The following is a 23,855-nucleotide window of genomic DNA, read 5'->3' as shown; positions in this document are numbered from 1 at the left end:
ACCTGACCCGCCATCCCAGCGGGTCAAAGTCTGTTTCATTTTCGTTGGAAACAAAGACCTGATGAATAAGGGATTGCGACATTTTATGTTAGAAGCGGGGCTATACAACTTAGTCCGTGCGTTGGAAACAAAGACCTGATGAATAAGGGATTGCGACTCAAGCTTCTGTTGGAGGTGGGTAGCAGCTTCCAGGAGTTGGAAACAGAGACCTGATGAATAAGGGATTGCGACCTTGAAACATCCGAGTTGTCGTGTAACCTTGTTGAACCCAGTGTTGGAAACAGAGACCTGATGAATAAGGGATTGCGACAATCAATCCGACAATCTCTTCCTTCTTCATGTTGCTTCTCCTGTTGGAAACAGAGACCTGATGAATAAGGGATTGCGACGTGACTTGGTAAAGCCACCGACAGTAATGCCATCCCTGATGGGTTGGAAACAGAGACCTGATGAATAAGGGATTGCGACACCAACCCTTCATGTTGGGTTACCACTATCTTTTCCATCGGTTGGAAACAGAGACCTGACGAATAAGGGATTGCGACTAAAAGAGCCGTGCTCGTTAGTCGTGCTCGTGATCGTTGAAAAAACAAACCTGGTCAAAACACAGGGGAACACAGGGGTCAAATCTCGACTTGAGTCTTAGTCGCGCCTGACTTGATGGCTCGGATTGCCGACGTCCCTTTGAGAAGAGACCTGTCGATGGGATGGTGGCTCAAAGGAAGGGAGCCTGACAAGGGGAGAGTTCCGGAAAAAGGCGGTTCTCCAGCCAGCCGGGGCCAAGGAGCCTATCAGCCCTTTCCGCCGCTGAAGTCGGCCGCCTGCGCTTTTTCGTTTGCGGATGGCCAGGCTGACTGCCACCTGTCATGGTGGCAGGTTCAGGCCCTCAGGAAAAGACGGGAGATGAGTCAAGAAGGTGTTTGATACCGGGAGGGAGGGAAAGATACACCATGGAGAGCGGATTTAAGTATTAGAAGATACTAGAAATTTCATACAAAGACTCAAATCGAGATTTGACCCCTTGTTTCACCTCCTATTTCCAGGCCTCTGTAATGGGAATCTGTTCAAAGGCCCGAAAACCTAGCGGCAGCTCGCTGGGTAGGATCGGGGCAGCCCTTCGGGTCGTCTCAATCTCTCCCGCACCCGCGGGTCTTCCGTATATGTACTCTCCTCCCATGGGGATGCGATACTGTTTGCCTGTATCCGGATCTCGCACAAGATCTTCTCCGCTTAACGCCAGGCCCCATCCGACTCCCTCTTGCCTGCGGTCTTGCATCACCTGCATGGTCGTCCGGGCTGTCTCCCGCATCATTCTCTGGTTGCTTCGTAGGGTGTTCGTTATTGCGTTTTGCATTGCCTGTTGAGTCTCTTGCCGCATTTGCATCAATATTTGAACAACCGCTGACCCGAAGTAGGGCGAGGGTTCGAACGTATGAAGGATCTGCCAGAGTCGGTTCTTCGCCTCTGGGAATCTCTTTTCGGGAGCCGCCACCCAGTACCGGGTATATACATTGAAATCTCCGCCGTACAGATCAGACAGGGAGTTATTGATTACGATTCCCTCTTGAACAACCGTGCCCCCTCCCTGCGGGTCGGTATAGGTAACGCAATATCGCGCCCTGCTCTGGTCTAGGGGCTTTAGATCTTTGAGCTACATATCCGGGAATTCGGTTTGATGGTACGGTAGTAAAACACGCTCAAAAAGATCTGCCGCCGTTAGATAAGGAATGGACATGAGGGGGACATTGCCGCCGGCCATCCTCATTCTCAATATGTGGGAACGGACCAGACCGCATAAGAAAACAACCCCAACCGCTTCCCCATTGGGGCCCACACACCGTGCCTCTATCGATTCGTCCTCTCCCACATCAATGCTTCTCCATCCCCGCGGTGCCCTCATCTGCCAGTAGCCGCTGGGGGACCCAAGCACCTGGATGAGCTTCGTCGCTCCTCGGGCCGCCCTTCCCTTTGCAGGCTCTGCCTGCTCGAATTTGAGGCTGAGCAGAATTGGAATGAGGACCAGCTTCATCCTGTCATAATCCTGAATCGGAGCCGCATAGCTTCGAACAGAGAAATTCTTACAATTCCCGGTAGTGACAAGAACCAACGAGCCCATGGTGATGCCGTCACCGTCATACGTGAATCTGACGCCATAGGTATCCGGCTTTTCCGAGATACGTTTTTTCTCGAGCACCCGGAGGTCCTGGAGCTTGTTTCGGTAGTCATCCAACAGGGCAGTGATAAACTGTTGAGCAGTACCCTGCCATCGGAGCGTCGCAAATGCGCACCAGATCATCGGATTGTCCGGGTGGGATACTTCGACCCCGGCTTCCTCCCACACGGTGTCCCATCCTTGAGGATGCTGGATGCTGATTCCCCCGTGGCTCGACTCAACCCAGGAAGCAGAATAACCCGTTTGTGATGACAGGATACAGAGTGTGACAACAGCGATAGCATTAGCAAGACGTTTTCCCATAATATGCCCCCCCTGGCTACACTGATGATTCAAGGCCTTACCATGCACCTCTTCCTCCCTCTTCCTGACAACTCTCTTCTTCCAACAGGCTGTACAACCTGGAAACGTACCGCCCGTATTCACTTGTCGCACGGACATCCAGCGCCCTGGGCCTCGACAGCTTTACGTTGATCGTCTCTCTTACCCTGCAGGGTCTCTCCTTCAAAGCAATGATCTTGTCCGCCAGAAAAGCAGCTTCGTAAATGCTATGGGTTACGAACAGGATCGTCTTTTTTTGTTCACTCCATATCCGCAAGACTTCGAGATTCATCTTATCTCGCGTCATGGCGTCAAGAGCCCCAAACGGCTCATCCATCAGTATCACCTTGGGATCATAGATCAGTGCGCGGCAAATCGCCACTCGCTGCTGCATCCCTCCTGAAAGCTCCATAGGATATTTATTCTCGAAACCGGAGAGTTTGGCCAGCTCTATTAATTCATGGGCTCTGCGAACATAGTCCTTCCTTTCAAATCCCATGAGTTCGATAGGGGCGAGCACGTTGCCTATTACGGTCTTCCACCGGAACAGAACCGGGTTCTGAAATACCAAACCCACGTTCCTGGAGGGACCTCTGACATCATTTCCCCCGATCTTCACCTGCCCCTTGTCAAAGGGAAGCAGTCCGGCGATGATTTTGAGTAGAGTCGACTTCCCGCATCCGCTAGGGCCCACAATTACTACAAACTCACCCTCTGAAACCGAAAACGTCACATCCTCGACCGCCAGCACACTTCCCCGAGTACTCCTGTACTCCTTACGTAGGTCGTTTATTTCTATGAAATCGCTTCCCATCGTCGAAGGGGCGGGGCCTGTGAAGACCCAATCGCTTGGGTTGACTTCATGCGCCCCGCCTTTTCTCCCCTTTGCGCATTACTCACGACCCGAACCGGTACGGCCAAGGCCATGTCGAAGGATCTGTGAATTCTTCTGGATACGGCCATGTATGATGAGGCACGAAGTCATTCGTATAGAGCTCTTCGGCATTGAGAGGACGGGGTAGGCCGAAATAGGTGTTCATGATGTTTACACTCTGGTCCATCCGCTGCCGGTCTATCCATCCCAGCCCGTGCCTAAGAATAGTCGATCCGAAGAACATATACTTGATCGATACTTCCAACATGCCCAATACCGGCTCCACAACTACTTCAGGCACGTACTTCTTCTGGATCTGAATTGCCTTTCTCGGATTAAGAATCGTCCAGCGTTGAGCTCTCAACGTGGCATCGACAAACCGCTTCACTACATCAGGCTTTTCTTTCAACATCCTCTCGCTCGTGAAGATGGCCATGCCATAGGGGTTCACCCCGTAGTCAGCCCACCGAAAATAGACCAGGTTCTCCTTTCCGATGATCTTCCTGTAGGTGTGTAATTGGTCGAACCAGTGAACGGTCACGTCGATCGTCTTGCTGGCAAGCGATTGAATCTTGGCAGCAGGATGGATGTTCACCCATTTGACACTATCGGGGTCCAGACCGACCTTCTTGGCAAAAGCCGGGAAGGCAATCCTTTGAGCATCGCCGGCCGGCGATCCGATCGTATGTCCTGCCAAATCCTTGGGTGTCGTGATTCCCGTATCCTTTCGGGTCCAGGTAGTATTTGGGCTGTTCACGTGATAGGCAGCCACAATTCTGACATCCGCCCCTCGCGCACGAGCGACTGCGATGGCGGGAAAATCCGCTATGGCCAAGTCCACTTTACCTACTTCCACAAACTTGACAGCATCTCCTGATCCTGATCCCTTTTCGATAGTTACATCGAGACCCAATGCTTCATAATAGCCAAGATCCTTGGCCACATAGAATGGAGCGTGATCCCCCTCCCCGGCCGAAATCCAGTTCAGGCGAAATCTTACACGCTCCACACCCCGTGCCGTCGTGAATGTAGCCGCCATTACCAACAACGCACATACCAATGTCCCCGTTGCCTTTACATAGCTTTTCATTGTTCAATCCCTCCTCCCTAATCCTTCCAATTAAGGCCCCGAGTCTTTCAACCAGCCCTCACCTCCTCTCCTTGATTCTTGCCCCCTCCAGCATCTCGATCGATGAGAAGTTTCAGGGACGTACGCCCGGTCCCTCCAAAACCTCGCTTCCTGGCAGGATAGGAACCTTTACCTTCTTACTGTTTGATGTCAGCCCAAGGCATAACCAGCCTCTGGACGAGCGCCACAAGTCCGTATAAGCCCAATCCCAGGATCGATATCCAGACCAACGAGGCGAAGATAGCCTCGGTAACCAGAACCGCCTGGGCATTCATAATGACTGCAGCCAATCCTTCGGTCGAGGCGACAAATTCCCCCACAATCGCACCTATGACCGCCATGGTGGCGGCGATCTTGATCCCGCTGAAGATATATGGCAACGCATTGGGTATTTCAATCTTAAGAAAGACCTTCCAACGAGGTACCTCCCAGACCTTCGCCAAATTGATCATGTCAGGTTCTGTTTCTCCAATTCCTGTGGCGGTGTTGATTGCCACAGGGAAAAAAGCGCTGATGAATGCGATAAAAATATTGGGGAGCACTCCGTATCCCAGCCAGATAATAAACAGTGGAGCCAGGGCGATCTTGGGCAGCGAGTTCAGGAACACCAGAAACGGCACAACAGACCTGTGCATCAGGGGAGACCACATGATCAACACCCCCACAAGAATCCCCACAAAATCGGCGAGAAGGAATCCGCCCAGAACTTCGACGAGAGTTGTCAAGATCTGTCTGCCCCACTGCCATTTCATGTCGGCCAGGGTGGTGGCGACCAAAGACGGACTGGGAAGCAGAAACGATTTGATGCCCGTAACCGTGACGATCAATTGCCAGACCCCGATCAATAGAACAAGGAGCAAGAAAGACGGCAGTATGTTGTAGATCCATCGCGCCCGCTTGTCCCCTAAACCCGGCTCCATCCCTGCTCTCCTTTCCCCATATAGATTCCTCAGAATTCGATCTCTTGAAGCCTACGGCCCCTCGAGCCCTTGAGAATTCTGCATGCACCCTCCCTCTCAAAACAGGCATATTGCTCCGGCGGGTGCAGACCTCCGGTCGAAAATCCACCAAAATGCTTCACTTGAAAGGAAACCCTGAGGATCACCAGATTCATAAAAGCCCTGGCCGAGAGACTCGCTTCCACGAGTGCCAGGTCACCACGTGCGCTGCTGCCAACCGAAAGGACCGCCATCGGTTCCGTAAGGTCCGGTTCCGAGCCGCACATGCCAAGCTCGCAGCGGGTTCACTTGGCCGAGAACCTCGTGAGTAGGAAAGAAAAACCTCTTGCAGCAGGAAATGATGAGAACCCGTATTTTCACTGGGGGAGTATAGAAGAAGTGGGGTTGTGTGTCAAGGAACAATGCATCACGGCGTGGTCGAGTCTTCCGGGGAACCCCTGCTCCTTGGAGCCTTTGACAAGCTCACGCATGGCTTTCCAGTTGACACAGAGGCGCCCTCATTATTATACTTTTGTTGGGAAAAAGGGAATTCTTATCCCTATTTCCAAGGGAATTTGTAACATTCATACAATGCAGGAGACGACAAGATGACTATCAATTATCGATACGCCAATATGTTGCGAGCCGGCAGCTTCGGGTTGAACGTGTTCAGCGACGATGACCTGGAGCAGATCCACTTGGCCACACTCGACGTACTCTGGAATATCGGACTCCAGGTGGGGAGCCCAAAGGCGAGAGAAATCTTCGGTGATAACGGGTGTGTGGTCGATGAGAAGACCCAGATCGTCAAGATTCCAGCCAATCTGGTGGAAGACGCGATCCAATCTGCTCCGGCGACCTATCGCGCCCACGCCATCGATCCTGCAAACGATTACGTTGCCGGGGGGAAAAAAACAGGCTTTGTCAACTTTGGTGAAGCCCCGGCACTAATGGACCCGGTCACCAGAGAGGTAAGAGCCGCAACGAGAAAGGATGTGGATGACACCGTCCGATTCATAGATACGCTGGACAATATTATCGGCTGGGAAAGGCCGCTGACTCCGCGTGATCTGGACGAGGATATGGCGAGCATCTACAATAGCTACTCCTTTTTCAGCCATTCTTCAAAACACGGCTTCCTGGGCATCTACACCGTGGAGCACCTCCATGCGGCTGTTAAGATGGGAGCTGTCGTCGCCGGCGGCGAAGACAGACTCAGGCACAGCCCCTTGTTCACCTGTTCGGCCGACCCTGTCAGCCCCCTGGTCCTGAGTGAAGAGGCCACAGACGTTTTGATCGAAGCCTGTAGGTTGGGCGTGCCCATAAAGCTCAACGGCCTGGGATTGGCCGGGGGTACGACCTGCGTTGACCTGGCAAGCACACTTGTCACGCATAACGCGGAAGTGTTGGGTTCGGTCACTCTCGGCCAATTGGTCCGGAGAGGCGCCCCGATGGTGTACGCCGGCTCGACCAGCATCATGGACCTGAGCACCACGCTGGCAGCCATGGGTGCTCCCGAGATGGCAATGATCAGCGCGGCCCTTGCAAAACTGGCCCAGTTCTACAAGATGCCTTCCTGGGTAGGCGGTGGGTAGACGGATAGCAAGAAGGTCGATGCCCAGTCGGCCCACGAGTTCACCCTGACCGCCATTATACCGGCGTTGGCAGGTGCCAACATGATTTACGGGGTCGGGATGCTCGACAGCGCGCTGACATGGGACTATGCTTCGGCATTGCTGCAAAACGAGTTTCTCGATATGGTCCTCAAGGTCGTGGAGGGCATCCAGGTTTCAGAAGCAAACATCGCCTATGACGTGATCAAGGATGTCGGACCGGGCGGTGAATTCCTCACCCATGACCATACCTATCAGAATTTCAAGCGGCTCTCCCGGACTAAACTGATGAACCGGAATACCAGGGAGAGTTGGCAAGAGGCCGGATCACCGGATATTGTCGAATTGGCATACGAGAGATCCATCGACATTCTGAACAACTACAAACCGGCACCGCGTCCAGAACACGTACAGAAAGAGCTGGACAGGATCTATGCCGAATTCGAGGAGGCCGTAAGAGAACGCAAAGCCAAGACGGCGGCTTGACAAAAGGCTTGACAAGAACAGCAACACCTTACCCTGTCAGCCCGAAGGGGCCTAGTATCGTTCAGGGCTTACTCAATGTGGTTTTCCAACCACTTTTCAAGGTCGTTGAGCGCTTTCTCTTTTTGATTTTCCGATTCGTTGTATATCTCGTGATACGACCCCTCATAAACGTAGAGGGTTTTGTCGTTAACTTTCAGCTTTTGAAAAAAGAGTTCACTGGCCTGAGCACTTACCAGGTGGTCGTTGCCGGCCACTTGCATCAGGATCGGAACGGATACCTCTGATGCCCGCTGATTGAGTGTCTTCATGGCCGACGAGAATTCGGTAAACCAGCGGACGCTGACCCTGTCGTGTACCAATGGATCGTTTTCATAGGCCCTGACAACCTCTTTATCGTGACTGATTTTGGTGGCGTCTAACGCGCTGCTCATGGTCAAGCCGGGCCAGAGAAAAGACATAGCCTTTCCCAAGAGGATTTTCACTCCCGGCACCTCAATTGCCATCCCCAGGCCCGGTGAAGAGACGATCACGCCGTCGATAAGTTCAGGGCTTTGCAAAGTGAGATAAAGCGCGATAAGACCGCCCATACTGTGTCCCAGGAGAAAAACCTTTCCGCCCTCAGCGAGGCCCTCCCTGGCAGACTCGATCATCAGTCGCAAATCCAGGTGGTATTGCTCGAAGGTCAAAATATGTCCCCGTTTGCCCTCGCTTCTGCCATGTCCGCGATGATCCGGGATCCAGATCGATATGCCTCTAGGAAGCAGCCGATTTACGACATTCCCATAGCGACCGGAGTGCTCTCCCAAACCGTGGGCAATCACCAGGCGCGCCCGCTCACCAACGGCCTGGAATTGGCGATAAAAGATCTTCAGTCCGTCGTGACCAACGAAGTTTCCAGTCCTTTCAGGGGATTCTGCCATGATTTCTCCCTCCGATTATTCTTGTTTCCGCCAAATTAGGACGGCCTCATCCCCCTTGTTCCTCCGCTTGAATGTCAAGTGTGCGGAGTCGACCCGATCAGCTCAAATGTTTTGCCCCTGGTCACCTGTTTCTCTTGAGCCTTTCCTGAACTGCTTCGCTTGTCAGCTCGCGGAGGGTACTGGAGGCGATCCAGCGGGAAGATTTGGAATCAACCCCCTGGATTTCTCCGGCTGTCTTTATCGCGGCTCTGTTGAGACTTGGATTCCTTTTCCCGATACTCCTCAGTGCCCAGTCCACGGCCTTCTTGACGAAGTTCCGGCCATCCGTAGCCCCGCGCTTTATGAGAGGGAGGAGTTCAATGAATACCTCGTCTTTTGCTTCCTTGTCGTGCCAGGCGAGGCAGGCTATCAGTGCATAGGCGGCCCGCTTGACAAACTCCTCCTCCCGCTCGCTCCAATCATGGATTTTCTTCATCACCAGGGGAGATTTCTCAAAAAGATTCATGCAGACCTGATCGCACACATCCCATGAATCAAATCCCTTTACCCAGCTCTCCATCTGCCGCTCGGTAAGCCTCTCCGGGTCGCCGACCATCCCGGCCACTATCTTCGCTTCAGGAATTCCGGTCTTCCACAGCTCAAGGGCCAGCATGTGATCTCTGCCGATCTCCCTGGCAAGTTTGCGCAACTCAGGGACGGATACTCCCAGCCTCTTATCACCGGTCATGCCGAATTTTACCATTCCTTCCACATTTTCGGGCTTGGCCCTGGCCTTCAGTTTCTCAATGACCTCTTGCACATTGGACATGTCCGTACCCCTTTTCTTCGCCCCTTCTCTTTTCCTCTTCCTCCCCTCGGACTCCCCTTTTTGGATCGATAGGCAGGACAAAGGGGGTCAACTTGCTCTAAAGATCGTAACACCTCTTAACTCATCCTAACCTCCGCATGATAGATTAACAATCCCAGGTTGAGAGCCAAGGCCGAAAAGAAAACACCCGGGAAGGGATACCGAGGATCATTATCATAGACCACGCCGGGCTCAGGAGCCAGGCAACAGGAGGTTTCCACTTGAGAATCAAGAAATGAAGAAAGGGCCCATCTGAACCCGTTTTGGTTTTCTTGGCCCGTTCGCCTGGTCGACCATTCGGACCGGCCCTTGTGGCTTGTTGTGGTCAAGGGGGTTGGCCGGGAGCCCATGATGCTTTTGACCACACGGCCCATGCACTGCAGTCGCAGGGTTTTGTAGCAGATTGTGGAGGCCCATATGACCCGGTGGCGTATCGAGGACACGATCCGCTTTATCAAGGGCAGCTGCGCCTCTGAGGACGTTCGGCTCTTGACTCTATGGCCGGCTGCAAAATACTGCCTCACTTCTTGTCCTGGCAGCAGCCTACTTCACCGCCCTGAGGCTGGGCACACAGGCCAAGCTCAAGATCCTGGCTCTTCATGTGCTCGAGGCGGCAAAGCGGGTTTTCGGTATCCCGGACCTTCACTACTATGCTCTTGCCTACGGCATCCAGGCAATACTCAGAAGAATCGGGAAGGGCCCTGTGCGTCAGCACGATGAGACCGGAAGATACCCACCTCAACCCACTCTGTTTGAAGCCTGAATTTCTTGGGTGAACTCCAGATAGCTGTTGCCCTTCGACAGGGTGCCCTTCAATGGGTGACACCTTGTTTGACCCCTTGCTCTCTCTGCGAGCAAAGCTTGGCGGTATATCTGAGAGCATCGCTCAGGCTGCCCGGATCGGCGATCCCTTTTCCTGCAATGTCGAATGCCGTCCCATGGGCGGTCGTCCCCACCGGAACGGGCAGGCCCATGAGCAGCGTGGCGCCTTTTCTTCTGGCGAGAAGTTTCCGTGCTATGTTTGCCTGGTCGTGGTACATGCAGACCACCCCAGCAAACCCCCCATCCATAACCCTGAGGAAAAGGGTATCGCCAGGGAAGGGTCCCTCTACCCGCAAACCCAGCTTCCTTGCCTCCTCGATGGCCGGAATTATCTCGTCCACCTCCTCGCGCCCGCAGAGCCCCCCTTCCCCCCCGTGAACGTTCAGAGCGGCCACCGCGATCATTGGTTCCTGCACTCCGATTTTTCGCAATGTATCGTTCATGAGGCAGAGATACCTGACCACCCTGTCCTTCTTTATCATGGCGGCAATGTCGCGAAAGGGCACGTGAGATGTGACGGCGACTGTCCAGACAGAATCGATGACTCCCATTGTGAAGGGCTCGGCGCTCTCTGTCAACTCTGCCAGGTATTCCAGTTCGTCTAAATAGTTGTATCCTGCCCGATGAAACGCCTCCTTGTTTAGCGGTGCCGATACAACACCGTCAACCTCCTTGTCCAGAGCCATTTTGAAAGCCGCTTCCAAGCACAGTGCTGCAGCTCTGCCCATGGCAGGATCAAGTCTTCCCCATCTTATCTCGTGAACTTGTACACCCTCTGGGCACAGAACATCCATCTCAGAGAACGAAAACCTCGCTTCCGACAGATCCCCGATTTGGCGGACCCGCAACTCTGTCCCAGCCACTCTAGACGCCTGCCTCATGACCTCGGGATCACCCACAACAAAAGGACGACAACAGCCGTAGGCCTTCTCCATCGAAAGTACCTTTGCGATAATCTCCGGCCCGATTCCAGAGGCATCACCCATGGTTATTGCGATGACCGGCTTTTCTATCGGCATTGTCTCCTCCCTTTGCAGGCACGGAAGCTCTCCACTGGCCCTGTGAGAGAAAAAGCAAGACGATTCCCCGCTGACTCTTAGTCGCTGCCTCTTGATGCCAGCAGGTCTTTCATGTATCTGATACCATGGCGTGTCCAGACGTCCTCTTGGGACAATGTGGACGCATCGTTCTCCAACCGGTCCATCCAGGCCTCAACCAAGAAGTTGGGTGAACGACCCGCCCGGTGCAAAGCTGCCACCAACTCAGGCAAATCAACCATTCCCTCGCCCAATGGACAGCCCGTAATGTAGAAGCCGGTATTCCGGCGAACGGCCTTTACATCCTTGGCGTGCACCGAAACCGCCAGAGGCGCAAGCGTGGCTACCGTCTCGCCCGGACCGACCAACCTGCTTACCGAGTTCACCGGATCAAGACACACCCCGACCAGGGGATCGCCCACGGCCGTCACGATGCCGGCAAGCTCCGAGGGAAGCATGCCGAAATGGTTTTCAACGGCCAGGGTGATCTTCCATTCTCGGAGCTCCGGCAACAGGGATCCCAGCATGGCCACAAGCCCGTCGCGGGAAGGCTTGCCCCGGGCTTCGGGCAGGACAACCCTGAGCAGAGAAGCGCCGAGGCGTCTTGTCACCTCGAGGTTCCGGTGAAGGCTTTCGGGCTCACACCCCTTCATGCCGACTTCCAGGACCAGGCGGAGTTCCCCGGCCTTTCCGGCAAGGGCATCTAGCATTTTGCCCGGCAAACCGTCGAGGGGAAGATTGTCGCAGATCTGTACGACCTCGGCCCCTGCCTCTTGCGAGCGCTCGAGCAGCCCAAAAGCATCGAGACCGGCAAGCTCGACCGCCCACCTGTACGCATAGCTCGATATTCCGACGGCCAAGATCTGTCCTCCCTTCCCGGGGGTTGCCCCGCCTGCCCTGCCCCGCCCCTCCCACTCTCCACGGCGGCCCGTCTGCCTTTCCCCCCTCCCCGGCAGGCTCACCGCCGTCTCTCATGATAACATGTCTGGCCCTGGAAAGGAAAAAACGGAAAGGGAATCAAAAAGGTATCGAAAATCAAAAGAGGAAAGAAAGATACGCCGTACAGAACGAACCTAAGTACTTGTAGTTATTAAATAGTTCATACTAAGACTCAAATCGAGACTTGACCCCTTGTTTTTTTATTTGTCGAGGAGTCTTCCTGCTCTTTCGAGCTTTTGGGCCACATCCTCCATGCCGAGTTTTGACAGAGAGGACCGGGTCTGCAAGCCGGTCTCGATATCCCAGCCTTGCAGGCCGTAAAACTCATCCAGCAACCTGTCCCAGTTCTCCTTTTCACACCGAAACCCGGCGTACGGTCCCCTCTTGACCGGCTCTTTCATGAACCTTGCAGGAGGGTAGTCGTCCTTTCGGTCGAAATCCGTGTGAAGGGTATTGAATGCCTTTTCCAGGTTGTATGACCGGCGGGCGACGGCAAAAAACTCTTCCTCTGTCAGATCGATTCCCATGGCCGAGTCGGCCAGAGCCACGTAGTCCGAGGGCTCGAGGGCGTATGCCCCCGACCAGGTGCCCACGTAGACACAGATACCCACCATGTCTTCCATTTCCTTTGTCAGTGACTGCCAAACCACGTACTTGGGCTGATCAGCGTAGGTGTGGGCGGGGAACGACGCGTCCTTGGGGCCGAATCTCTCCCCTCCGATGGAGGTGCCCCGCAGATGTCGCCCGGCAACAGGGGAGGTCGCCACCCCGAGGGCCCAACCCTTGGGGACCCTGAATGGCTCTATCGAATCCTGCCCTTTCATGTGAATCGCAAAGGCCTCGGACCCCCTGCCGAGCTTCCGGGATGCCTCCTTCACCCCATGGGCCAGGAAATCCCCGATCCCCTGCCGGTGGGCCAGCCTTTTCAGGAGCTCGATGAAAGCCTCGACGTTTCCCCATTCGAGCCTTAGGCCGCCGGTGTCTTCCCTGGTGAGGAGCCCCCTTTCATAACACTCAAAAGCCCATGAGGCCACGTTGGTCGCAAAATCGGTATCCAGGCCCAATTCGTTTGCCAGGATCCACGCCTTTGTCATCCCATCCGGATCGGTTATGTCGAGCCTCACCGCGTCCATGACGGTGTTGCTCCAAAACCCCTCCCCTCTGGTTCCCCTGTATCTTCCCTCGTCTATCTCGGAGAAAGGCATGCACCCGACCGGACACATGAAGCAGGCCGTAACCCTCTTTCTGTTCTTGGGAAACCCCGTTTCCCGATCCGCGAACCTGATCCTTTTCTCCCTCTCCCAGAAATCGTCTTGGCCGTTGCGGGCGCTCACGAGAAAATCCCAGTTGCCCGAATCCGGGTCGCTCCACCGGCCCGCAAGTGTCTCGGTCTTCATCATCTGGGACAGGGGGGATCGCTTGACCTTGTCGATGGCCAGATCCACGGCCCTGAAAAACCCCTCCGGATCAGCCAACTTGATTGATCCACCCTGGCCGCACGCGACCACCGCCTTCAACCTCTTGTCTCCCATCACGCAGCCGACACCCGACCCCCCGGCCGCCTTGGCCCGGTCGCAGACAACCCCTGAACCCCTGACCCTGTTCTCGCCGGCCGGTCCGATCGAGGCCACCCTGATGCGGAGAGGCGCGTGTTGCCTTTCCAGGATCTCTTCTGTTTCAAAGGTCGTCTTTCCCCAGATCGATGCGGCATCCCTGAGTTCTGCCTTGCCGTTGTGAATCCACAGGTAGACCGGCCTGTCCGACTTCCCCGTTATCACCACATGATCAAAGCCGGCGTATTTGAGCTCCGCGCCGAAATGCCCCCCCACGTTGGCCGACCCCTTGCCGTTGTTGAAGACGTTCTTGGTCTCGATCGACATACGGCACGCCCCCGGCGCGAGCGTGCCGACCAGGGCCCCCACACCGAAGATCAACAGGTTTTCGGGATCGGACCACTTGGTCGCCCGGTCGAGCTCGTTGAGCAGGATGAGCGAGTTGATCGCCCTGCCCCCCACGAATTTCCGGGCATAGGCCTCCGTTTCCTCGGTCCATACCTTCCCTCGGCCGAGATCCACCCTCAAGATGCTTCCTGCCAAACCCCCTTTAATGTCTCCTATCGGCAATCTGCTCCTCCCCTGTTGGAACCATCCGCAGTGCTTGGTAAGCACAGAAGCGCACACAGAGAGGTTGATCCTCTCCCTCACAGTGATCACAGGTCGAGTCCAAACGCCAGTGGATGAGTCCGACTCGACCGTCTTTGGAAACAGTGATTGAACCTCCTCCCGGAGAAAACACGCCCCGATGATGAAAAGAACATGCGATCTCGCAGGCCCGGCACCCGTAGCACGCTTTGGGATCTCTGACCACCCGCATCATGGACACCTCGAATATCCCTGGAGCAATATGGAGAATCCGCGCCAGTCAATACGCTGCAATGCTATCCCATGGTCTTCGGCATGTCAACACGACACCGGGCAGAGCTACCCGGGTCTTCGGTCAGGGATCCTCATAAGGTCTTGAAATTCCCGTCGTTTGCCCTTCTGACGGTATGACGGTCTTCTCGAAAAGTCGGTATATTCCCGCGGCTTTTTCCTTGACACATAAGCGGCTCCTCTGCTAGACTCCCTCCGTCACAAAGCGAGTTACAGCCCTCTACCAGGATCGGCCGGACCGCCACCAAAGGCTGGGACTCAACGGATAGAGGCCACGCACCAGGGCGTGGCACCGGATTTCATTTACCCCTCATCGTCATCGTATCCCTTTCCGCTACAAATTTTGGAGAGCGAACAGAAAATGTATCGGATGGAACTGGCAAAAGGCGCCAAGAAGATCGTTGAGACCTGTGCAGGTGTCAAACAAGGGGAGAATGTTCTCATCATTACGGACAACGGCAGGCCCTCTTCCGTGGCCGAGGCACTGGCCGCCGCGGCCGGTGCAGTCGACGGTAACGTGACGGTGATGGTGACATCCCCCCTGAAACTGCCCGGACAGGAACCGGGCAGGATCGTGGCCGCTGCCATGAAAGAAGCCGATGTTATCCTGGCCGCGACCACGCGAACACTGGGCCACTCCTCGGCACTGGCAGAGGCTCTGAAAGCCGGGGCAAGATGCCTGGCTTTGACGGAGTGTACGGAGCAGACCCTGACATCCGGAGCAATCGAAGCGGACTTCACGGCACTCAAACCACTCGTCGATCTCGTTGCGCGGAGGTTCGATGCCGCCGGCCGCGCACACGTCAGGGCACCGGCAGGTACCGACGTCCGGTTGGATATTGCCGAACGCAAGGCGGCGACGTGCTCGGGAATATGCCATGAGCCCGGACAGATGATCGGCATTCCAGACCTCGAGGTCTATATTGCACCGATCGAGGAGAAGACAGAGGGAAGGCTGGTGATAGACGCCAGTTTTTCCGGCTTCGGCCTGGTGGAAGACCCCGTATTGATCGAAGTCGAAAACGGTAAGGTCCAATCCATCAAGGGAGGAAAAGAGGCGGTACGGCTGCAATCCCTCCTCGACTCCATGGATGATCCCGCGTGCCGGGTGATCGCGGAGCTGGCCGTCGGGCTCAATCCAAAAGGGGCTGTCAGGGGCAACATCATCGAAGACGAAGGCGTATACGGCACCGGTCATTTCGCACTGGGGAACAACATCGGCTTCGGAGGGACGAACCGGGCTCCCATACACTTTGATATGGTCTACTGGAAGCCCACGATCGAACTGGACGGAGAAATCTTCATGGAAGAGGGCAGGCTGGTCGATCTGGACAGCCGATTCTATCGGCTGTTGGAGAATTGATGAGCAAAATCCCTAAGTAGAGGAGGTGATGCTAGTATCGAGATTTGAATGGAGAACCGGGTCTTTATCTTCCGGCATGGCTTATGATCGAAAGGGGGTATTGCTATGAAGAAAAGGATAGTTGCTTTTGTGCTGATGCTACCGGTGGCCGTATTCATGCTTGCAGCGGCCTCACGGGCCAAACCCATCGTCTTGAAGTTCAGTGACATCAATGCGAAGAAGTCGGCCGCAGGCGTATTCTGCGAAAAATTCGCCGAGCTCACCGAGAAGAAGACAGAGGGGAGGGTCAAGATACAGACCTACTACGGCGGTACCTTGACGGGCAACGATATCGAAGGCACCCAGACCGGCATCGCCGATTTCAGCCAGCACGACGTGAGCGAGGTCACGGATCTCTGCCCCTTCCTGTCGATTTTGGAAGCACCGTTCATGTACAAGAACGACGAGCAGCTCTACAAGATCACCGCCCCTGATTCTCCGATATTCAAAAGGATCAATGAATGTCTGAAAGGCAGTGGTGTCCTCTTGGCCACGACCTATTCTTGGGGACCCCAGAACATTCTGACCACCAAGACGCCCGTCTACAGGCAGGAGGACTTGAAGGGACTCAAGATCAGGGTGCTTCCGAGCAAGATATTCATGGAAACCATGAAGGCGATGGGGGCCACACCGACCCCGATGAGCTGGGGCGAGGTGATCACTTCTCTGGTCACCGGGGTCATAGACGGAACCGGCATGCCCTTTTGCTACGTGGTCCCCGCCGGGCTGCACGAGATTCAGAAGTACTACATCCTCACCAGGCACAACCCCACCCTTTCGGGGGTCTTCATGAACGAGGCGGCATGGCACCGGCTTTCTCCGGAAGATCAGAGACACGTCTTGGAAGCCGGAGCCGAGGCCAGGTATTCCGTGACCCGATACATCAGGGACAACAACGAGGGATTTCGGAAACAGATGCTGGAAAAAGGCATGACCATCATCGGCCCGGATCAGTTGTCCTTTGACGCGGTCAAGATCAGAGAGACCGTGTTTCAGAAATACAAGGACGACTGGGGCGATCTGTACGGCGAAATCCTGAAGATCCTCGAGGAATAGGCATCGAGCCGGAGAGGCGGGCCAAGGGGGCGTGCCTCTCCTCTCCTCATAAGGGGCCGTGACATGGGAAAGCTGATAAACGTTATCGAGAACGTCATCGATCACGTTCAGATCGTCCTTTTGTGCTCCATCGTCGGAGCGATCGGGGCACAGATCTTCTCCCGGACACTCTTCAACAGACCCCTCGAGTTTCCAGAAGAACTCAGCATGTTCACATTGATCGCGATCGTCATACTCGGCATCGTAGTCGTCGAGAAGGAAGATGCTCACATAAAGGTGGAGTTCTTCTATGAAAGGATGCCCCGAACAGCGAAGAAATCGGTCAGGGTACTGGGCAAGATACTCACCTTCATCCTCGTCTTGGCGATACTGGACGGCGAAAAGCAGTTGTTCCCGAGAATCATCCATTTGAAGACAAAGGCCGCGAGAATCCCCTACTTGTGGATTCATGCCATCATCGTCGTCGCGTGCATTTTGTGGCTCGTAATGATCGCATATACGTTGTTCCAAATCCTCAAGGGACAAGAGTCATAGAAATGCTACTGATAGTGATGATCATATTCGTCGGTTTCCTGCTGTTCGGGTTCCCCGTGCTCATGGCCATGGGAATCGGCGCCCTGTTGTACGCAACCGTCGAGGGACTGCCTGCCTCACTGATCTCTTACTCCATCTTTCAAGCCCTCAATTCTTTTCCTCTGATTGCCGGTCCGCTGTTTATTCTTATGGGAACCCTGGTCAATGAATTCGGAGAGACGGAACGCATCTATGACTTCGCACGCCTGCTTCTGCGGCGGGGGAGGGGGTACACGGCAAAGGTCAATGTCATTGTGAGTCTGATTTTTTCAGGTATCTCGGGCTCTGCTGTTGCAGACATCGGAGGGCTCGGACAGGTGGAGATAAGAGCGATGGAGGGCGAGGGCTATACCACGGCTTATGCCGCGGCCCTGACATCGGCGAGCTCGACGATCGGGCCCCATGTTCCCTCCGAGTATTCCCCTGATCATCTATGCGGTAACCGCCCAGATTTCAACCCTCCGCGCGCTCCTGGCCGGGGCGCTCCCCGCGCTGGTCATAACGCTGGTTTTGTATATCTTTGTCGTCCTTCAGACGCCCGGCAAGCTTCCCGGAGTTCCCGCCGCCAGGCTCCAGGGTCGGCCCGATTCCGACAGGGATGGAGAGAATGTGAGTTTTTCCAAAGCCTTTGGCTGATGCTCGTCGGCGTGTTCAGTCCCAGTGAAGCAGGCGCCTTCGCTGTCATCTACATCATAATTCTGCAGGTAGTGCGCCGAACGTTCAGCTTGAAGAGATTGAAGCGTTGCCTGGTGGAGACGTACAAATCAATTGCGTGTATCTTCATGATCATAGCCATAGCCGAATTCCTGACAAAGGTGCTGACACTCGAGCATTTTCCGGAATTGGTGACCCGCTGGTTCACGAGCATCACCGCCAGTCCCATAACGATCCTGTTGCTCATCAACGCAATGGTGCTCATTATCGGGATGTTCATGGAGATGGTTTCAACGCTGATAATCCTGACACCGATCCTCCTCGTCATAACGAATGCTATCGGTGTTGATCCTTTTCATCTGGGAGTGATACTGGTCTTCAATCTGGAGATCGGCATGTTCACACCGCCCCTCGGCGTGGGGGTCTACACGGTGGCGAAGGTCGGGAATGTGCCTCCGGACAAGGTCTTCAGGGAACTACTCACCTTGTACTGGCCGCTGCTCATAGCACTCCTCATCATAACGTTTTTCCCGGCCCTGTCCCTTTGGCTGCCGGGCCTGATGGACTAAGAAGCGGTCTGGCAGGAGTCAAGAACAGACGTGAGTTCGATTCCGATCCCTAGGAGCGCTTGCGGTACTTGTCCACTATTATGGCAACGCAGATGATCGCACCTGTCACCACCATCTTGACAAAGGAGGAAACCCCGACCAGATCGAATCCATTCGACAGGATGGCTATCAAGACGACCCCCAGGATGACCCCGAACAGGTGCCCCTCGCCGCCCGAGAACGTAACTCCCCCGATGACGACGACCGCGATCGAGTCGAGCATCAACCCCGCCTGCCCCAGGTTGGGCGTTCCCGAGTAGACTCTCGACGAGAGCAGGATTCCGCATATGCCCGAGAAAAGACCGCAGTAGACATAGGCATACATCAGGTACTTGCGTACGTCTATCCCGGAAAGCCGTGAGGATTCAGGATCTCCACCGACCGCGTAGAGGTGCCTGCCGAATCGGGTCGTGTAGAGGAGCACCCATGTGACCGCAGTCAGGCAAATCGAGATGATGACCGGGATCGGTATCTTCCAGATATATCCGGCCCCGAGAATCATGTACTCCAGCGGCATCCCGTGGACGGTCTGGCCCGAGGTTATTATCAAGGCGATTCCGTGGACCATGGAAAGCATTCCAAGAGTGACGGCAAAAGGGGCGACCCCTATGTAACCTATGGCTATTCCGTTTGCAAAACCGATTATGAGGCTGGCGACAATTGCAAGTGCGAATCCGGCCACGACCCCGTATTTCAGGCTGAAAATCGCGGAGAGGACACTCACGATTCCGATTATCGACCCCACCGATAGATCGACTCCCGTGGTAAGCACCGGGAGCATCTGGGCACAACCCAGTATCAGCAAGAAGGACATCTGGCGGAGGACTATCAGGAGGTTCGAAATCGTTGCAAACCTCGGCTGACTGATGGAATAGTAAACACTGAGGGCAACCACCAAGACCGGGAGCAATCCGATCCTGGACGCGAGGATTCTCAACCTGCCGGCACGTCCCCTGCTGTATTCCATAGACCCTTCATTCCTCCATCATAATGCTTTACACGAGCCGCGGCCTCACCGCCCGGCAGTTGCGCCCGCGCACTCCTGTGAGGATCCGGCCCCCCGGGGCCCTCACGCCCCGTTGGCCGATCTCTTCCCGATGAACATCAGCCTCACCAGTTCCTCCTGGTCGAGCTCCGCGGTGGGCCTGCAATCCACCGGCATTCCGCCCTTGAGGACGAGCACCCGGTCGGCCACCTCGAAGATGTCCTGGAGGCGGTGCGTGACGAAGATGATCGATATCCCCCTCCCTCTCAGGTCGCGCATGAGCTCGACCACCTTTGAGGCTTCACGCACGGCAAGGTTGGCCGTAGGTTCATCCATCAAGACCAGCTTGGGACCGAACCTGATAGCCTTCCCGATGGCAACGGCCTGCTGCTGTCCTCCGGAGAGGTTGTTGACGATCTCCCTGGGATCCTTGACGTCGATCTTGAGGCTCCGGAGAGTCTCGATGGCCATCTGTTCCATCTTTCTCTTGCAGAGAAAATGGATGAGCCCGAATAGAGACACCGTAAGCTCCCGCGCCAGGAACAGGTTGGATGCAATATCGAGGTGTCTGCAGAGGGCGAGATGCTGGTAGACCATCTCGATTCCCAACTCACGGGAGTGACGTGGGGAACGAATCTTGACTTCCCTGCCTTCGAAGTAGATACGCCCGCTGTCAGGCCTGTAGGCGCCGGTGAGTATCTTCAGCAGAGTCGATTTTCCCGCTCCGTTGTCACCGACCAGGCCGAGGATCTCGCCCTTGAACAGCTCAAGATCCACGTTGGCCAGGGCGCTGACCCCGCCGAAGTGCTTGCTGATATTGGAGATTACGAGCAAGGGTTCCATCGTCGACTCTTAAAGAGGCCTGTCGTCCATCCATGCGAGCCTTGGAGATCTCCGTGCGGGCTCCACGCGAAGAGGATCCCATCCCTCTTGCTTCTCCGGTGCGCACCGGACAGGTTCGCTCCCGCGCGCTTAGAAGCCCGCCCCTTCCTGCACCACACACAGATCGACTCTCTCCCGCCCTTGGCAGGGAGAAAAGCTGCTCCGGAACTCGCGGTCTGATTCGTGAGAACCACGCTGCCAGAGACGGGTCAGCCGGAAAAGGGTCCGATCCGTGGCCCTATTTGCCCGTGGTGATGGGGACACGCCACCCGCTGGGCGCATAGAAATTGGTCTTGTCGAGCTTGTCGATATTTGCCTTCGTGATGCCCACCGAGGCCGGGTGTATGATGTACGGCACATTCTGTTCGCCGTTCAGGTGTTTGACGGCGAGATCCACCACGATCCTGGCAAGGATGACTGTGGGTTCCGAGAATCCGATGTCGACGGAACCGTTCCTGATATAAGGGAGGCTCTCCTCAGAGGCATAGACCATGCCCAACTTGACCGTGTCGGTCTTCCTTGCGGCGATCAGGGCGTTTGCGGCCCCATGCCCGAGAACGTCAACCGCCGTGATGTAGTTGAGATCAGGGTAGGCCTGCAAGAGGTTCTCCGCGGTGTTCTGGCCCACGGCCACGTCTATGTCCGTCCAGCGCTCGTCGAGTATCTTGATCCCGGAATACCCGCGCACCGCCGCGTGAAGTCCCTTCGACAGGAGCGAGGTCCACGTGATCCCGCTGGGCCCTGAGAGGAGGACCAGGTTAGCATTTCCTCCGGAATCCCTGATGACCCACTGCCCCAGGTCGTAGCCGAGTTTGTAGTCGTTGGCAAGGGCGATGCCCGAGACCCTCACACTCTTGGTCGTCTGGGCCAGCATGAACACGGGAATCCCTTTGTCGATCGTCTCTTCCACAACGCGGGCCGTTCCCTCGAAACTGATCGGACCGAGAAGCAGGGCGTCGATCCCCCGCTGCACCAGATTCTCGATCTGGCTGATCTGGGTAGGAAGGTCGTCGTAGCTGGCGGCCGCCAGTATCGTGGTTTCACATCCCAGCGACTTCGCCTCGGACCACACACCGTAGGCGATGTTTACCCAATATGGGTTCTTTATCAGAGGCAGAGAAATGCCGAGCCTGTACGGGCGATTCGCCTTTTCAGGCGGAGAAAAATCCTCTATGACGGTGTCGCCCCACTTGTAGATGGCTTCCACTTCGAAGGGGTACCACTTCGCACCCGCCTGCACCGATGAAGTAAAGCCGACCAGCAGGAAAGCCATTCCAACGACAATAGTCAAAACGATCGGACTTCTTCTCTTCATACCGGACCCTCCTTTTCTCTCCGTGTTGCACCGCATACCTCGATCTCCGCTGCCGTAATGGGTGTCCAAGATTTCAGTCTTTTTAGCAGAAGCCGGCCCCGTTGTCAACAAGAAACGCCTGGATTTTCTTGACCTTTCGATCAGGGAGTCTTGCAACTACTTGGTTTTGCAGTTTTTTCTATTCTGGCAGGAGAACACCCTTTCTCAAGACTCGGGCAACCCCGCAAGGATACCGGCAGGGTATCCACTGCGGCGGTCCAAACCGTGAAAAATCCCGAATCTCACATCCCTTCTCTTATGACCTTCAACACGTCTTCTGTGATGTTCAGGGCTTCATCGATATCCTCGTCGGTGTGGGCAACCGAGATGGAGTATTCCTCAAACCACGCGCTGCCCATGGGAATGACACCCTTGCTGAGCATTCCGTACCAGTACTGCCGCCACATCTCCTTGTTGCACTGGTTCGCCTGGCGGTAGTTGTGGGGCTTGTCCGGAACAAACTGGATCCCCCCCAGGGGACCCTCGTGGGTGACGCAGGCGGGAAGCCCCAACCGGTCGATGATCTCCTCGAGACCGGAGGCGTATCTGTCGCCCAAGCGGTTCAGCCTCTCGTAAACCTCGCGGGTCAGCACCCTGGTCAGGCAGGCAAGCCCCGCGGCGGTGGTCAGGGGGTTGGCATTGTAGGTTCCGGAGTGAAACGTGGTCCCCAGGGGGGTGATCAGGTTCATGAGGTCACGCCTCCCTCCGAAGGCGCCCAGCGGGGTCCCCCCTCCGATGGCCTTGGCAAGGGTGACCAGGTCCGGCTCGATGCCGTATCTCTCGCATGCCCCACCTTCGGCGATCCGGCAACCGACCTTCACTTCGTCAAATATGAGGAGCACGTTGTGCCTGCGGGTCAGTTCCCGAACCCCTTCCAGATAACCCGGATCAGGAGGAATCACCCCTCCGTTCGTCATACACGGCTCGATGATGAAGCACGCTATCTCGCCCTCGTGTTTTTTCAACTGATACTCCAGGCTCTCCAGATGGTTGAACTGCACCACGTGCGTGTGAGCCGTAGCACCGGGCGGAATGCCCGCACTTTCAACAATCGAAGAAGGCATCCAGTCTGGTCCGGCCGGTGTGTTGGATGGAACCGCGCAACTCACCATCAGCGTATCGCTCGCCCCGTGGTAGGCCCCTTCGACCTTGATCACCCCGAGCTTGTTAGTGGCTGCCCTTGCAAGACGGACGGCGTACGTCGTCGCTTCGACTCCCGACTGGGTGAAGCGGATCATCTCCATCACAGGGTAGCGGCGGCGGATCTCCTCGGCCAGTTCCCTGGCAGGGGCTGCTGGAAGACCGTACAGGGTCCCTTTCCTGGTCTGCTGGTTGATGGCCTCGGCGATAATTGGGTTGGCATGCCCTGCGATCATGGCGGCATAACACATTCCGAAGTCGATGTACCTGTTGCCGTCCAGGTCCCAGAGGTAGGCCCCCTTGCTCTCCTTCACAAAGATGGGATACGGGTCCCAGAGCTGGATCGGGCTTCCAACCCCGCCGGGAATAACAGACTGGGCCAACTCCGCCTCCTTTCGGGACGCCGGAGTTCGTTTCACATACTCGTCATAGAAGCTTGCCATGGAGCATCTCCTTTCCGGTGGATTGAGATCTCGTGTGGGCCGAAGGACGGGCTGCCCGGGCAAACACCCCGCAGAAAAACCCGGAAGCGGGAACGCGAGATGTTACGGAAGACGTTTATACTTCATTGGATCCGCCGTTGTCAATTGAAAACCCTCCGAATTCCTCCGGTCGGTCCTGGATCGATCGACGGTTTCAGGGCAGGGAGAAGAAACGCGCCCTATGGAAG

General features: G+C 55.6%; 20 protein-coding genes and 1 CRISPR repeat array. Of the genes, 6 read left to right on the top strand and 14 right to left on the bottom strand.

Translation table 11 applies throughout. The annotated features are described in order from the left end of the window. Nucleotides 1-43 precede the first annotated feature (43 nt). Nucleotides 44-545: a CRISPR direct-repeat array (repeat unit 26 nt; unit sequence AGACCTGATGAATAAGGGATTGCGAC). Between the two features lie 488 nt (nt 546-1,033). The 5 genes from JRJ26_17180 to JRJ26_17160 all read right to left on the bottom strand — a co-directional run bounded on the left by JRJ26_17180 (nt 1,034) and on the right by JRJ26_17160 (nt 5,417). Then, on the bottom strand, nt 1,034-1,354 hold the full coding sequence (locus tag JRJ26_17180) for a hypothetical protein (GenBank protein MBW2059223.1): 321 nt from the start codon (nt 1,352-1,354) through the stop codon (nt 1,034-1,036). A 297-nt stretch (nt 1,355-1,651) separates the two neighbouring features. Further along, nucleotides 1,652-2,476 carry a hypothetical protein gene (locus JRJ26_17175; protein ID MBW2059222.1) on the bottom strand — a complete coding sequence of 275 codons (825 nt, stop codon included), beginning with the start codon at nt 2,474-2,476 and terminating at the stop codon, nt 1,652-1,654. Nucleotides 2,477-2,513: 37 nt separating this feature from the next. Continuing rightward, complete coding sequence (locus tag JRJ26_17170) at nt 2,514-3,308, bottom strand: ABC transporter ATP-binding protein (GenBank protein MBW2059221.1); 795 nt, start codon at nt 3,306-3,308, stop codon at nt 2,514-2,516. Between the two features lie 82 nt (nt 3,309-3,390). Then, nucleotides 3,391-4,458, bottom strand: a complete 1,068-nt coding sequence (locus JRJ26_17165) for an ABC transporter substrate-binding protein (GenBank protein MBW2059220.1) — start codon at nt 4,456-4,458, stop codon at nt 3,391-3,393. Nucleotides 4,459-4,634: 176 nt separating this feature from the next. After that, a complete protein-coding gene (locus JRJ26_17160; protein MBW2059219.1) occupies nt 4,635-5,417 on the bottom strand; it encodes an ABC transporter permease in 783 nt (260 codons plus the stop codon). 626 nt (nt 5,418-6,043) lie between these two features. On the opposite strand from JRJ26_17160, the gene JRJ26_17155 reads away from it, so the two are divergent. Together JRJ26_17155 and JRJ26_17150 are read left to right on the top strand one after the other, a co-directional pair. After that, nucleotides 6,044-7,030 carry a trimethylamine methyltransferase family protein gene (locus JRJ26_17155; protein MBW2059218.1) on the top strand — a complete coding sequence of 329 codons (987 nt, stop codon included), beginning with the start codon at nt 6,044-6,046 and terminating at the stop codon, nt 7,028-7,030. Between the two features lie 45 nt (nt 7,031-7,075). Continuing rightward, on the top strand, nt 7,076-7,534 hold the full coding sequence (locus JRJ26_17150; protein ID MBW2059217.1) for a trimethylamine methyltransferase family protein: 459 nt from the start codon (nt 7,076-7,078) through the stop codon (nt 7,532-7,534). A gap of 68 nt (nt 7,535-7,602) precedes the next feature. Here the strand turns inward: JRJ26_17150 and JRJ26_17145 are convergent, their stop codons facing one another. The 5 genes from JRJ26_17145 to JRJ26_17125 all read right to left on the bottom strand — a co-directional run bounded on the left by JRJ26_17145 (nt 7,603) and on the right by JRJ26_17125 (nt 14,222). After that, a complete protein-coding gene (locus JRJ26_17145; protein ID MBW2059216.1) occupies nt 7,603-8,454 on the bottom strand; it encodes a lysophospholipase in 852 nt (283 codons plus the stop codon). A gap of 121 nt (nt 8,455-8,575) precedes the next feature. Next, on the bottom strand, nt 8,576-9,262 hold the full coding sequence (locus JRJ26_17140; GenBank protein MBW2059215.1) for a DNA alkylation repair protein: 687 nt from the start codon (nt 9,260-9,262) through the stop codon (nt 8,576-8,578). Between the two features lie 851 nt (nt 9,263-10,113). Beyond that, the gene (locus JRJ26_17135; protein MBW2059214.1) at nt 10,114-11,142 is read right to left on the bottom strand and encodes a 4-hydroxythreonine-4-phosphate dehydrogenase PdxA; all 1,029 of its coding nucleotides are present in this window, start codon (nt 11,140-11,142) and stop codon (nt 10,114-10,116) included. Nucleotides 11,143-11,219: 77 nt separating this feature from the next. Further along, nucleotides 11,220-12,020, bottom strand: a complete 801-nt coding sequence (locus JRJ26_17130) for a TIM barrel protein (protein MBW2059213.1) — start codon at nt 12,018-12,020, stop codon at nt 11,220-11,222. A 279-nt stretch (nt 12,021-12,299) separates the two neighbouring features. Beyond that, nucleotides 12,300-14,222, bottom strand: a complete 1,923-nt coding sequence (locus tag JRJ26_17125; protein MBW2059212.1) for a hypothetical protein — start codon at nt 14,220-14,222, stop codon at nt 12,300-12,302. Nucleotides 14,223-14,892: 670 nt separating this feature from the next. On the opposite strand from JRJ26_17125, the gene JRJ26_17120 reads away from it, so the two are divergent. From JRJ26_17120 to JRJ26_17105, 4 genes are all read left to right on the top strand, one after another. Continuing rightward, the gene (locus JRJ26_17120) at nt 14,893-15,894 is read left to right on the top strand and encodes an aminopeptidase (protein MBW2059211.1); all 1,002 of its coding nucleotides are present in this window, start codon (nt 14,893-14,895) and stop codon (nt 15,892-15,894) included. Between the two features lie 105 nt (nt 15,895-15,999). Further along, a complete protein-coding gene (locus JRJ26_17115) occupies nt 16,000-16,989 on the top strand; it encodes a TRAP transporter substrate-binding protein (protein MBW2059210.1) in 990 nt (329 codons plus the stop codon). Nucleotides 16,990-17,052: 63 nt separating this feature from the next. Then, the gene (locus JRJ26_17110; GenBank protein MBW2059209.1) at nt 17,053-17,523 is read left to right on the top strand and encodes a TRAP transporter small permease subunit; all 471 of its coding nucleotides are present in this window, start codon (nt 17,053-17,055) and stop codon (nt 17,521-17,523) included. Between the two features lie 2 nt (nt 17,524-17,525). After that, complete coding sequence (locus tag JRJ26_17105) at nt 17,526-18,785, top strand: TRAP transporter large permease (GenBank protein MBW2059208.1); 1,260 nt, start codon at nt 17,526-17,528, stop codon at nt 18,783-18,785. Between the two features lie 49 nt (nt 18,786-18,834). Here the strand turns inward: JRJ26_17105 and JRJ26_17100 are convergent, their stop codons facing one another. From JRJ26_17100 to JRJ26_17085, 4 genes are all read right to left on the bottom strand, one after another. Then, the gene (locus JRJ26_17100; protein ID MBW2059207.1) at nt 18,835-19,791 is read right to left on the bottom strand and encodes an ABC transporter permease; all 957 of its coding nucleotides are present in this window, start codon (nt 19,789-19,791) and stop codon (nt 18,835-18,837) included. Nucleotides 19,792-19,893: 102 nt separating this feature from the next. Beyond that, nucleotides 19,894-20,652 carry a sugar ABC transporter ATP-binding protein gene (locus tag JRJ26_17095; GenBank protein MBW2059206.1) on the bottom strand — a complete coding sequence of 253 codons (759 nt, stop codon included), beginning with the start codon at nt 20,650-20,652 and terminating at the stop codon, nt 19,894-19,896. A 277-nt stretch (nt 20,653-20,929) separates the two neighbouring features. After that, nucleotides 20,930-22,006, bottom strand: a complete 1,077-nt coding sequence (locus JRJ26_17090) for a substrate-binding domain-containing protein (GenBank protein ID MBW2059205.1) — start codon at nt 22,004-22,006, stop codon at nt 20,930-20,932. Between the two features lie 281 nt (nt 22,007-22,287). Continuing rightward, nucleotides 22,288-23,628: an aspartate aminotransferase family protein gene (locus tag JRJ26_17085; protein MBW2059204.1), complete on the bottom strand. Its 1,341-nt coding sequence runs from the start codon at nt 23,626-23,628 to the stop codon at nt 22,288-22,290. Nucleotides 23,629-23,855: the final 227 nt, after the last annotated feature.

The sequence above is a fragment of the Deltaproteobacteria bacterium genome (genome assembly GCA_019308905.1).
GTDB lineage: Bacteria > Desulfobacterota > BSN033 > WVXP01 > WVXP01 > JAFDHF01.
This window is presented reverse-complemented; position numbering and strand designations above follow the sequence as displayed.